This is a genomic window from Tepidibacillus sp. HK-1, from assembly GCF_001748485.2.
Taxonomy (GTDB): Bacteria; Bacillota; Bacilli; order Tepidibacillales; family Tepidibacillaceae; genus Tepidibacillus_B; species Tepidibacillus_B infernus.
On sequence record NZ_BDGM02000010.1, the window covers coordinates 62580 to 74906 of the forward strand.

A 12327-nucleotide genomic window follows, 5' to 3' on the forward strand; every position below is an offset into this window, starting at 1 on the left:
ATGAAGATGGCCACATATACGCCAATGATCCAACAATATTTATCAATTAAGGCAGAATATCCTGATGCCTTTTTATTTTTTCGTTTAGGTGATTTTTATGAAATGTTTTTTGAAGATGCAGAAGTAGCTTCAAGAGAACTAGAAATAACTTTAACAGGCAGAGATGGTGGAGTAGAGGAAAGAATTCCAATGTGTGGGGTTCCTTATCATTCTGCTGAATCCTATATTAATAGATTGATTGAAAAGGGTTATAAAGTAGCAATCTGCGAACAAGTAGAGGATCCTAAGACAGCAAAGGGTGTGGTCAAAAGAGAAGTTATTCGTGTAATTACACCCGGAACTGTTATGGAAGGCAAAGTTTTGGAGCAGCGTGGGAACAATTATTTAGTATCTGTTGCTTATGATGCTGTATTAGACTCTTTCGGTTTATCGGTATCTGATGTGTCGACAGGTGAGTTTTATGGAACGGAGATTACTAGGAATTTTGAAGATGTTATCATGGAACTATCACAATATCATCCATCCGAAGTTCTTATTGAGGAAGATATATACCAACAACATATTCACTTGTTACAACAAGTTAATGCTACTTATACAGTATGGAAAGAAAATATTAAATTAGAACAATTAAACCAAATAGTAAGCGAACATTTCCCACATTTACAACCAATCTCGAAATCGATCTTAATCAGTGCTGGGAATCTATTAAGTTATTTACATAAAACACAACATAAGCGATTCGTTCATTTTAATGAATTTCATATTTATGATACGAATCAATATATGGTTTTAGATACTTTTACACGAAGAAACTTGGAACTTACACAAACTTCAAGAGATCAGTCGAAGAAGGGTTCTTTACTATGGCTTTTGGACCAAACGGAAACAGCAATGGGTAGTCGTTTGCTTCGCCGTTGGTTGGACAAGCCTTTATTGTCGGTGCATCATATTGAAGAGCGTCTATCAGGAGTTGAGGCCTTATACAACAACCTGATATTAGCTGAAGATTTAAGCGATCAATTAAAACAAGTTTATGATTTAGAACGAATTATTTCTAAAGTATCTTATGGGAATGCCACTCCAAAAGATTTGTACCTCTTACGAAAAAGTTTAGAGCGCGTTCCTGCAATCATTCAAATAATTATAGAAAGTGAAGCTGATCCTTTAAAAAAGATTGTCAAGGATTTTGATCTAGTACAAGATGTTTCATCACTCATTGAAAAATCGATTGTAGACGATCCACCTTTTTCTTTAAAAGATGGTGGAGTGATAAAGCGCGGCTTTCATCAAAAATTAGATCAATATTATATCGCTAGTACGGAAGGAAAACAATGGCTTCAAGATTTAGAGTTTAGAGAAAGAGAAGAAACAGGTATAAAATCACTAAAAGTAGGATTTAATAAAGTTTTTGGATATTATATTGAAGTGACTAGGTCGAATTTATCCCAGGTACCTGATCGATACATTAGAAAGCAAACTTTAGCCAATGCAGAACGATATATTACAGAAGAATTAAAGGAAAAAGAGTCACAAATTTTAGAAGCTGATGAAAAAATGTTAGATTTAGAATATCAAGTCTTTATAGAGATTCGGGATGCAGTTTCTAAGCAAACTCAACGTTTACAACAATTGGCGCAAAAAATTGCATATCTTGATGTATTACTCTCTTTTGCAAAAGTAAGCTTGAAATATTCTTATGTTCGACCAACCTTTAATCAACTTGGTCACATTACTATTAAAAAAGGACGACATCCTGTAATTGAGGCTGTTCAAAAAGGACATCCTTATATTCCTAATGATGTTATTTTAAACCAGCATCAAGAGCAAATATTGGTAATAACAGGTCCAAATATGGCTGGTAAGAGTACTTATATGAGGCAAATTGCAATTACAGTGATTATGGCACAAATTGGTTGTTTTGTTCCTGCTGAGAGTGCAGATTTATCAATGATTGACCGTATCTTTACTAGAATTGGAGCTGGTGATGACTTAACAAGTGGTCAAAGTACGTTTATGGTTGAAATGACGGAGACAAAACAAGCAATTACTCAAGCTACATCAAATAGTTTGATTTTACTTGATGAAATTGGTAGGGGAACCTCCACCTATGACGGAATGGCTTTAGCTCAAGCAGTCATTGAGTATATTCATGAACATGTAAATGCAAAAACGTTATTTTCTACTCATTATCATGAATTAACTAGTTTAGCCGATCGTTTTCCAAGGATTCAAAATGTCCATGTAAATGTGATCGAAAAAGATGGAAAAGTAGTATTTTTGCATAAGATTGAGAAAGGGAAGGCAGATCGAAGTTATGGTATTCATGTAGCAGAATTAGCAGGGATGCCAAAAGAAGTGATTAAAAATGCAAAAAAAATTTTAGAAGATTTAGAAGCTCAATCAAAACGAGCTCAAGAGTCTGAAAATGATTTGGTTCAGCTTGAACTTTTTGAAATTGAACCAAAAATGAAAGCGAGCAAAAACTCAATTGATCCATCTTTGAATGAAAAGATAGCTTTGTATGAAAAGGTCATGACACAAATAGATTCCCTAGATCTATTGAATATGACGCCGATGGAAGGTTTTCAAATTTTATATGATATACAGAAAAAGTTAAGGAAGTGATCACCTTGGGCAAAATAATCGTCCTAGATGACCATATTGCCAATCAAATTGCGGCAGGTGAAGTGGTAGAAAGACCAGCTTCGATTGTAAAGGAATTAATTGAAAATAGTATTGATGCCAGAAGTACAAAGATAGAAATTGAGATAGAAGAAGGTGGATTATCACTTATAAGAATAAAAGATAATGGTGAAGGAATGGATGAAGACGACGTAGATAAGGCATTTTTTCGTCATGCAACAAGTAAGATTAAAACGGGAAAAGATTTATTCAAAATTAGCACATTAGGCTTCAGAGGAGAAGCTCTGCCTAGTATTGCAGCTGTTTCCCGTTTAATCCTGAAAACTTCTTCTAATGAATTTGGTAAAGGAGTAGAAATTCAATTAGAAGGCGGCAAAATAACTCAAAAAAAAGAGATTAGTTATACTCGTGGAACTGAGATTATTGTTAGGGATGTTTTTTATAATACCCCTGCAAGGTTAAAATATATGAAATCGTTACAGACAGAGTTAGCACATATTACGGATTACGTTAATCGTTTAAGTTTAGCCTACCCTTATATTTCTTTTACTTTGATTCATAATGAACGTTTACTTTTAAGAACAAGTGGCGATGATAAACTTTTACATGTAGTTGCTTCAATCTATGGAACCAATCTGGCTAAAAATATGGTAGAAATAGTTGGGGAAGATTTAGACTTTAAAGTGACTGGTTATGTTGCAAAACCCGAGATAACTAGAGCGAATAAAAATCATATTTCTATTTTTATAAACGGAAGATATATTAAAAACTACCTATTATCGCAATCAATAATCAAAGGCTTTAATACGTTATTAATGGTTAATCGCTTTCCTATCGCTATCGTATATATTGAAATGGATTCTTCTTTAGTTGACGTAAATGTTCATCCTGCAAAGTTGGAAGTTCGCTTTAGTAAAGAACAGGAGCTTATGAAATTAATTGAAGATACGGTTTACAAAGCCCTAAATCAGCAAGCTTTTATTAGGGAACCCTTAAAATCGTCCTCTGGCACTTTCCAAAAACCAGTTCAGGAAATGTTTGATTTAACTCTGAATTACGAGAAAGGAAATTCAGAGAATAAAATAAGTTCAACTCAAAGACTTGATGATAGGATAGACCAAACCAGCTTACAGGATAACCAAGTTGTATTTACAAAAGAGGAAAACCTGACCTATGGCAGAACCATAGAACAACAACAGATAGAAAAAACCATTACTAAGTTACCCCTTTTAGATCCAATTGCTCAGTTTCAGGGAACTTATATTATTGCTCAAAGTGAAAAAGGTTTGTATCTAATTGATCAGCATGCTGCCCATGAGCGAATCTATTTCGAAAAAAATTTAGCTTTAATGAATGAAGAAATAGGGAGTAGCCAAGAATTGTTAGTACCGATCACGATGGACTTTCCTAAATCAGAAATGATACAAATCATGATGAAACTGGACCTATTCAAAAAATATGGCCTTCAAGTCGAAGCTTTTGGAATGCAAACCTTAATGTTTCGTTCCATTCCTCAGTGGATTCCTAAAGGGGAAGAACATCTTATGATTGAAAAAATGATTCAAATGGTTCTTCATAAAAATGAAATCAATTTGGAAGAATTAAGACAAGAAATGATTGCGACAACATCATGTAAAACGGCAATTAAAGCGAATCATTATCTAACAAAGCAAGAAATGGAACAATTACTTGAACAGTTAAGACAAACTAACAATCCCTTTTCTTGTCCTCATGGTAGACCGGTAATTATCCATTTCTCCACTTATGAAATTGAAAAAATGTTTAAAAGAGTGATATAAAATGATCGTAACCACCTCATACGAACCAGACCAGGAGATGATTCTTCGAGCTATAAATATTGCCAGACAAGTTGGTGGACAATTTATAGAAAGAGGCAAATTCTCATTATTAGAATTGAATAAAAGCTATAACACAAGAGAAACAATTGTGATTGAAAAAGAACTTACGAAATATTATTCTACGGAAACAGAAAATCCTTTTTTCTTTCATCCTAGTATGGCAACACTACGTATAAATCGCTTAAAACAGGGTGATAATGATATAATGGTTGATATTTCCAAACTGAAGCTAGGTGATACTTTTTTAGATTGCACATTAGGTTTTGCTTCTGATTCAATTGTTGCTTCTTTTGTGGTAGGTTCAACTGGAAAAGTAGTCGGAATTGAAAGTCAACCCATTATTTCTGCCATTGTACAAGATGGGTTGAATCAAGGATGGCCAAAGGATAAGGATATTGATCAAGCGATGAAAAGAATTGAAGTCTTGACAAAACATTATTTACCTACACTCAAAATTTTTCCTAGTAAAAGTTTTGATGTGGTATATTTTGATCCAATGTTTCGTAAAGGCCAAAGAAAATCTTCATCAATGAATCCCTTAAGAAAGTTAGCTAATGCTGAACCTATTCAAGTAGAGGCAATTGAAGAAGCAAAAAGAGTAGCAAAAAGGATGGTTATATTAAAAGAACATATCTACAGCAGGGAATTTGAAAGACTAGGTTTTACACCCATCCACCGATCATCTTCAATCACTTATGGAATAATCAATGTGAATGGGGATGAGCAAAAATGAAAGAAAATCTATTGGTCATTGTTGGACCAACAGCTGTAGGCAAGACTGATTTAAGTATTGAAATTGCCCTTCATTTCCAAGGAGAAATTATATCTGGTGACTCGATGCAGGTCTATAAAGGCATGGATATCGGTACAGCTAAGATTAGAGTTGAAGAAATGAAAGGAATCCCTCACTATTTGATTGATGAATTCAATCCTGATTATGCTTTCTCTGTAGCTGAATTCCAAGAGATTGCAACGGCAAGAATATCAGAAATTAACAGAAGGAATCATCTTCCAATTATTGTTGGAGGTACCGGTTTATACATTAAATCGGTCACGCATCAGTATCAATTTTCAAAAGCTTCGATGAATGAATCCTTTCGTTCAGAATGGTATCATTATTTGGAAATATATGGTAAAAAAGCGTTGCATCAGAAACTAGCCGATATTGATCTTGAAACAGCCAAAAAGCTACATGTCAATGATGTGAAGAGAATTATCCGAGCGTTAGAAGTTTACTATCAGACAGGAAAGACCATGTCCCAGTTGCTTAAAGAACAACAACTTAAAATTCCTTACCATTTATTGATGATAGGTTTGACTATGGATAGGGAAAAATTGTATGATAGAATCAATCGTCGAGTTGATCTCATGCTTGAACAAGGGTTAGTAGAAGAGGTAGAAAAGCTACTTGAACTAGGGTATGATGAAAGATATACTTCAATGCAAGGTATTGGGTATAAAGAAATCATAAGTTATTTAAAGGGAGATCTTTCTTTGGAAGAAGCTGTTAATCAGATAAAGCAAGGAACAAGGAGATTTGCCAAAAGACAACTTAGTTGGTTTCGTCAAATGCCTGAAATTAACTGGTTCGATATGACTGAGAGAAAGGAACAAGTACAAAAAGAAATTATGGAAAAGATTTCTCATCATTTTGCAGGAAAGCTCATATATTTGAAGAATAATTAAATATTCTATACATAACATGATATCTAGGGGGTAAAGAGATGAAACAAAGTATTAACATTCAAGATTCATTTTTAAATGTGGCACGTAAAGAGAACATACCGGTTACCATTTTTTTGATGAATGGTTTTCAACTAAGAGGATTAATTAAAGGTTTTGATAATTTTACCGTTATTCTTGAAACTGAAGGAAAACAGCAAATGGTTTATAAACATGCTATTTCTACTTTTGTACCTGCTAAAAATATTTCCTTAGCACAAGAAATGAAAGAGGAATAATAATTATTTGTATCTTTCATTCAGTAAGCATTCTTTATGAAAAACATAAGGAATGCTTTTTATTTTTATCAATATCATAGTCATATAGAGTTTTTATTATAAAGGTTGGGGTGGATATGGAATATCAAATGATTAGTCAATTAGATGCACCAAATATTGTGCAAGAGTGGTTGAATCAAAAGCAGAATGAGGATGTTTACTTTATTCTTAAAGAGGAGAATAAAACTTACGTGGTGATTAGAAGAAAAGAAGTGGATTCTGGGGGATATGGTATTAAACTAGTTGGAATTGAAGAGCAAGAGAAGGATATATTAATCAAGGTGGAATATACAAATCCTAAACCAGAAGAAATCGTTACACAAGTCATCAATTCACCTGTGACTGTTCTAGAACTTGAACAAACGAACAAACCTATTCGAATAGAAGTCCAATATAATAAATGAAGAAAATAAAGAAACTCAGCCCTAAAAAAGCCTTAAAAAGGGCTATTTTTTTTAGCCAAAGATAAATCGAATTTTGGAAATCAATAGGCTTTAGCACATTTTGTTAGGCACTCGCGTATACTGTAAGGAATATGTAAATGTGAGGTGACCTATCATGAATAAGAAAGTGGCTGCTAAATCAAATCCATCCCATAAGATTCATATAGTCTTAGATAAGAATCAAGAGGTAGCTAAGTCGAAGGGACAACTGACATCGAATTACAAAGTTACCTCAACGAATTCAACGATACAGGAAAAATTCAAGGCAGTTGTCCAAGAATTAGATCGTTTAGTTGGGTTAGATGAAGTGAAAAGACTTATTTTTGAAATCTTTGCATTTATTCAGATTGGCCAACAAAGGTCATCTCTAGGTTTAAAATCTGATTCTCAAGTATTTCATATGATTTTTAAAGGAAATCCTGGAACAGGGAAAACAACTGTGGCCAGAATAATAGCCAAAATGTTTAAAGAGATGGGGATTCTCTCAAAGGGACATCTTATCGAGGTGGAACGGGCTGATTTAGTAGGTGAGTATATTGGTCATACAGCCCAAAAAACAAGAGAACAAGTAAAAAAAGCCATAGGAGGAATCCTTTTTATTGATGAAGCTTATTCATTGATTAGAGGAGGCGAAAAGGATTTTGGAAGAGAATCGATCGATGCTTTGGTAAAAGCAATGGAAGATCATAAAAATGAATTTATTTTGATTTTGGCAGGCTACTCTTTTGAAATGGAGAGTTTTATTCGTTCTAACCCTGGACTTCATTCAAGATTTCCTATCCAACTTCATTTTGATGACTATTCAATTGAGCAGTTATTAGATATTGCAGAGGTAATGGTCAATGAAAGAGAATATATTTTATCTAGCTCTGCTAAACAAAAGTTGAAACAGTTTCTTACCGAAGAAATTAATAATCCACTACGAAGTTTTAGTAATGCAAGACTTGTTCGTAATTGGATTGAAAAAGCGATTCGGAATCAAGCTGTTCGTCTTATTAGTGAACAACAAATTCCAAATTCAAAACAGGTTTTGATGACCATTCAGCCTGAAGATTTTTTAGAAATTAAAATACGTGGGAAAGAATCATTCCTTTTTTAATTAAAGAAAGTCAACTTTCTTTTCCGTATTTGAGAGCCCCACAAAAGTAGTCGGAATAGCTTTTAAGGAATCCGTCACTTTTGTGGGTTTTATTATAGGGGATGTCTTTTTCGTATTAAAAGTGTATTATAGTAGTTGATGATTTTGTTAAAAAAGGGTAATGTAAAGGAATCTTTATAAGAGAAAGGAAGGACAATATATTGATGTCTGAATCAGGATTTAATGCCTTATTAAGTTAACAATATATATTAGAAGGAATGATTTTTGGCATGTTTTCGTTTTTTAAATATGGCAAGGAATTCGAAAGGATAGTCATTCAAGTAGAAAAACAAATTTCGACTCGTATACAAGAGATTGATCAAATTGCAAGCTATAATCAAGGTAAAGTTTTGAAGGCTTTTCAAAACCACCATGTTTCAGATTTTCACTTACTTTCTTCAACTGGTTATGGTTATGATGACATGGGGCGGGATATGTTAGATCAAATTTATGCAGATGTATTTGAAGCTGAAGCAGGTCTAGTTCGTCCTCATATTGTATCAGGTACTCACGCTTTATCTATAGGCCTATTTGGGTTACTACGACCTGGGGATGAACTCTTATATATTACAGGTGATCCATATGATACGTTGGAAGAAGTAATTGGTATTCATGGTGAAGGTATGGGATCATTAAAAGAATGGGGAATTACATATCAATCTGTTCCTTTAACCAAACAGGGAAAAGTTAATTTTGTAGAAGTGGCAAAAAAAATCAATCAAAACACTAAAGTCATTGCGATTCAACGTTCTAGAGGATATTCATGGAGATCCTCTTTTAGTATTGAAGAAATAAAGGAGATGGTTACTTTTGTAAAGGAGATTAAACCAGATCTTATTACTTTTGTTGATAATTGTTATGGAGAATTTACTGAAAAACAAGAACCTACTGGAATTGGTGTTGATGTTATTGTCGGTTCTTTGATCAAAAATCCTGGTGGAGGTTTAGCCAAAACAGGAGGATATATTGTAGGAAAAAAAGTTTACATTGAGAAAATTTCTTACAGATTAACAGCCCCGGGTATTGGGGCGAAGGTTGGCTCCATGCATGGGCATATGGCTGACTTTTATCAAGGATTTTTCTTAGCCCCTCATTTTGTGGGCGAAGCTTTAAAGGGGAGTATTTTTGCTGCAGCCCTATTCGAACAACTAGGTTTTGAGACCAATCCTAGTTGGAATGAAGCCAGACATGATATTATTCAAGCTGTAAAGTTCAATAATACAAATACACTAATTACTTTTTTACAAGGGATTCAAAAAGGATCACCAATTGATTCTCACGTTATACCAGTGCCAAATCAGATTCCCGGATATCAAGATTCTGTTATTATGGCAGCAGGTACTTTTATACAAGGAGCAAGTCTTGAATTATCTGGTGATGCACCTATCCGTTCTCCATATATTGCTTATGTTCAAGGTGGGCTTACCTACCACCATGTAAAATGGGGGATATTAACGGCTATCGAGATGATGGTAGACAAGGGGATTTTATCTATTGCTTAATCATATATTTTGTTTGCATTTTAGGAAAGAGGCTATATTTTGATGTGAGAGATGCCTCTTTATTTTTTATAATTTTATATGTAAGTTTTTCTAACATATTATTGACAATAAAACTAACATGAATTAAAATAAAACCATTATATGATAAGGATATATGATAAGGAGAGTTTTCATGAATGATTTTGAACGAAGAAATCGACCGCTATTTCCGATTAGTATTGTAATGGAACTTACGGAATTGTCTGCTCGACAAATTCGTTATTATGAAGACCAAGGTTTGATAAAACCAGCAAGAACCAAGGGTAGGCAACGTCTCTTCTCATTCCATGATATTGACCATCTATTAGAAATAAAAAGTCTGTTAGATAAGAAAGTAAATATAGCAGGAATAAAGGAAATTCTCTTAAGAAATGAAATAGAGCAACAAGAGCTTGAAATGAAACAATTACAACAAACACAACGGTCTGAGATCTCAAAGACAGAATTACGACAAATTTTAAAGAGAGAAATTTTACAACAAAAGCCAGGTCAGACTTCGCTAATCCAGGGGGAGTTATCGAGATTTTTCCATTAAAACTTAAATGCGACTGCATTTGAGAATAGATAAAAAGGAGAGTATGAAGATGTCCAAATTTAGTAGAGAAGATATTATTAGGATGGCAAAGGAAGAAAATGTACGCTTTATTCGTTTAATGTTTACTGATTTAATGGGTTCTATTAAGAATGTTGAAGTACCTGTGAGTCAACTGGAAAAAGCATTGGATAATAAAATCATGTTTGATGGATCTTCTATAGAGGGATTTGTTCGTATCGAAGAATCTGATATGTATCTGTATCCTGATCTTGACACTTGGGTTGTTTTTCCATGGGGATCTGAGGAAGGAAAAGTGGCACGTTTAATTTGCGATATTTATATGCCAGATGGTACTCCGTTTGAAGGGGATCCAAGGGGAATTTTAAAAAGGGCTTTAAAAGAAGCTGAAGAATTAGGTTTTACTGCTATGAACGTTGGACCAGAACCAGAATTCTTTCTATTTAAGACGGATGAAAAAGGAGAACCTACGTTACAATTAAACGATAATGGAGCTTATTTTGATTTAGCTCCTGTAGATTTAGGTGAAAACTGCCGACGAGATATCGTACTTACTTTAGACAGAATGGGATTTGAAGTTGAGGCTTCTCATCATGAAGTAGCTCCAGGTCAGCACGAGATTGATTTTAAATATGCTGATGCTGTTCGTACTGCAGATAACATTCAAACTTTTAAGCTAGTCGTAAAAACGATAGCTCGTAAACATGGTTTACATGCTACCTTTATGCCAAAACCCTTATATGGTGTGAATGGCTCAGGAATGCATAATCATCTTTCTTTATTTAAAGGTAATGAGAATACATTCTATGATCCAAACGATTCATTGGGGTTATCTGAAACAGCTAGATACTTTATTGCAGGCATACTTAAACATGCGCGTTCATTAGCAGCAATAACAAATCCAACAGTGAATTCATATAAAAGATTAGTTCCAGGTTACGAAGCTCCAGTATATGTTGCTTGGTCCGCACAAAATAGAAGTCCTTTAATTCGTATCCCTGCTTCCCGAGGTTTAAGTACGAGAATTGAAGTGCGTCATCCAGATCCATCAGCCAATCCATATTTAGCTTTAACTGTACTATTGAAAGCAGGATTAGATGGAATTAAGAATAAAATCAAATTGCCAGCTCCTGTCGATCGTAACATTTACGTTATGACAGAGGAAGAACGAATTGCAGAAGGAATAGATAATTTACCAGCAACTTTATTAGAAGCTATTCATGAACTTTTAAAGAATGAAGTCATTCTATCTGCGCTAGGTAGCCATGCAGTGGAGCATTTTGTTGAGGCTAAACAAATTGAATGGGATCTATTTAGGACCCATGTTCATCAATGGGAAAGAGACCAATATATGAAGCTATATTAAAAAATTAAATCTATTCTTAATTTAAAATGAAATCCCCCTTCATCCTTATGGAGAAGGGGGATTTATAGTAGAATTACTAATGTTAGTGAATATTTCTAAATAATCCAATTACCTTTCCTAAAATAGTCACTTGTGGTAATAAAATAGGTTTCATCGTTGAGTTTTCAGGTTGAAGTCGAATATGGTTTTTTTCTTTAAAAAATCTCTTAACCGTTGCTTCTCCCTCATCAGTCATGGCTACGACAATTTCCCCATTATTAGCTATAGGTTGCTGGCGAACAATCACATAATCTCCGTCATATATACCGGCTTCAATCATGCTTTCTCCTTGAACAACAAGCATATAAACGTCATCACCATTTACAATACTAGCAGGTAGTGGGAAATAATCTTCTACATTTTCAATGGCAGTGATAGGCTCTCCAGCAGTAACCTTTCCTATCAATGGAACTCTAACCATCTCTTTGTCCATCTTAGGTAAATCATCATCTACCAAAATCTCAATAGCCCTAGGCTTTGTAGGATCTCTTCGAATTAAGCCCTTCTTTTCTAATCTAGACAAATGCCCGTGTACTGTTGAACTAGAGGCTAAACCAACAGCTTCTCCAATTTCTCTAACTGATGGGGGATAACCTTTTTCTTTCACCTTTTGTTTAATAAAATCAAAAATTGCCTTTTGTCTGTTCGATAAATTATTCATCATCATTCACCTCTGAAATACCATATCTTTCTTGTTTTTTATTATAACATAAATCAATCGATTGCGCAAACACTCGTTCGAAAT

11 protein-coding genes are annotated in these 12327 nt (G+C 34.1%); 10 read left to right on the top strand and 1 reads right to left on the bottom strand.

Annotated elements, in window-relative coordinates; all coding sequences use genetic code 11:
- Window positions 1–6: 6 nt before the first annotated feature.
- From mutS to glnA, 10 genes are all read left to right on the top strand, one after another.
- Window positions 7–2625 carry a DNA mismatch repair protein MutS gene (mutS, locus tag BEN26_RS06840; protein WP_069799992.1) on the top strand — a complete coding sequence of 873 codons (2619 nt, stop codon included), beginning with the start codon at window positions 7–9 and terminating at the stop codon, window positions 2623–2625.
- Window positions 2622–4442: a DNA mismatch repair endonuclease MutL gene (mutL, locus tag BEN26_RS06845; protein WP_308789527.1), complete on the top strand. Its 1821-nt coding sequence runs from the start codon at window positions 2622–2624 to the stop codon at window positions 4440–4442. Before mutS ends, mutL begins: the two co-directional genes overlap by 4 nt.
- A 1-nt stretch (window position 4443) precedes the next feature.
- Window positions 4444–5235: a class I SAM-dependent methyltransferase gene (locus tag BEN26_RS06850; RefSeq protein WP_069799996.1), complete on the top strand. Its 792-nt coding sequence runs from the start codon at window positions 4444–4446 to the stop codon at window positions 5233–5235.
- Window positions 5232–6188: a tRNA (adenosine(37)-N6)-dimethylallyltransferase MiaA gene (gene miaA, locus BEN26_RS06855; RefSeq protein WP_069799998.1), complete on the top strand. Its 957-nt coding sequence runs from the start codon at window positions 5232–5234 to the stop codon at window positions 6186–6188. Before BEN26_RS06850 ends, miaA begins: the two co-directional genes overlap by 4 nt.
- Window positions 6189–6226: 38 nt before the next feature.
- A complete protein-coding gene (hfq, locus tag BEN26_RS06860; protein ID WP_068724034.1) occupies window positions 6227–6463 on the top strand; it encodes an RNA chaperone Hfq in 237 nt (78 codons plus the stop codon).
- Window positions 6464–6579: 116 nt separating this feature from the next.
- On the top strand, window positions 6580–6906 hold the full coding sequence (locus BEN26_RS06865) for a protease complex subunit PrcB family protein (protein ID WP_069800000.1): 327 nt from the start codon (window positions 6580–6582) through the stop codon (window positions 6904–6906).
- A gap of 154 nt (window positions 6907–7060) precedes the next feature.
- Window positions 7061–8044: an AAA family ATPase gene (locus BEN26_RS06870; protein ID WP_069800002.1), complete on the top strand. Its 984-nt coding sequence runs from the start codon at window positions 7061–7063 to the stop codon at window positions 8042–8044.
- Window positions 8045–8313: 269 nt separating this feature from the next.
- Window positions 8314–9585 (top strand): methionine gamma-lyase family protein, encoded by a 1272-nt coding sequence (locus BEN26_RS06875; protein ID WP_069800123.1) that lies wholly within the window; start codon window positions 8314–8316, stop codon window positions 9583–9585.
- Window positions 9586–9757: 172 nt separating this feature from the next.
- Window positions 9758–10159 (top strand): MerR family transcriptional regulator, encoded by a 402-nt coding sequence (locus BEN26_RS06880; protein ID WP_068724044.1) that lies wholly within the window; start codon window positions 9758–9760, stop codon window positions 10157–10159.
- Between the two features lie 49 nt (window positions 10160–10208).
- Window positions 10209–11543 (top strand): type I glutamate--ammonia ligase, encoded by a 1335-nt coding sequence (gene glnA / locus BEN26_RS06885; protein WP_068724046.1) that lies wholly within the window; start codon window positions 10209–10211, stop codon window positions 11541–11543.
- 82 nt (window positions 11544–11625) lie between these two features.
- On the opposite strand, the gene lexA is transcribed toward glnA, so the two are convergent.
- Window positions 11626–12243, bottom strand: coding sequence for a transcriptional repressor LexA (gene lexA / locus BEN26_RS06890; protein ID WP_069800004.1), 618 nt, complete (start codon window positions 12241–12243; stop codon window positions 11626–11628).
- Window positions 12244–12327 lie beyond the last annotated feature (84 nt).

Bases quoted from the DNA above. Each gene is read 5' to 3' on its own strand.
- hfq (WP_068724034.1), top strand. From the start codon at position 6,227: ATGAAACAAAGTATTAACATTCAAGATTCATTTTTAAATGTGGCACGT.
- BEN26_RS06880 (WP_068724044.1), top strand. From the start codon at position 9,758: ATGAATGATTTTGAACGAAGAAATCGACCGCTATTTCCGATTAGTATT.
- BEN26_RS06865 (WP_069800000.1), top strand. From the start codon at position 6,580: ATGGAATATCAAATGATTAGTCAATTAGATGCACCAAATATTGTGCAA.
- BEN26_RS06870 (WP_069800002.1), top strand. From the start codon at position 7,061: ATGAATAAGAAAGTGGCTGCTAAATCAAATCCATCCCATAAGATTCAT.
- lexA (WP_069800004.1), bottom strand. From the start codon at position 12,243: ATGAATAATTTATCGAACAGACAAAAGGCAATTTTTGATTTTATTAAA.
- BEN26_RS06850 (WP_069799996.1), top strand. From the start codon at position 4,444: ATGATCGTAACCACCTCATACGAACCAGACCAGGAGATGATTCTTCGA.
- glnA (WP_068724046.1), top strand. From the start codon at position 10,209: ATGTCCAAATTTAGTAGAGAAGATATTATTAGGATGGCAAAGGAAGAA.
- miaA (WP_069799998.1), top strand. From the start codon at position 5,232: ATGAAAGAAAATCTATTGGTCATTGTTGGACCAACAGCTGTAGGCAAG.
- BEN26_RS06875 (WP_069800123.1), top strand. From the start codon at position 8,314: ATGTTTTCGTTTTTTAAATATGGCAAGGAATTCGAAAGGATAGTCATT.
- mutS (WP_069799992.1), top strand. From the start codon at position 7: ATGGCCACATATACGCCAATGATCCAACAATATTTATCAATTAAGGCA.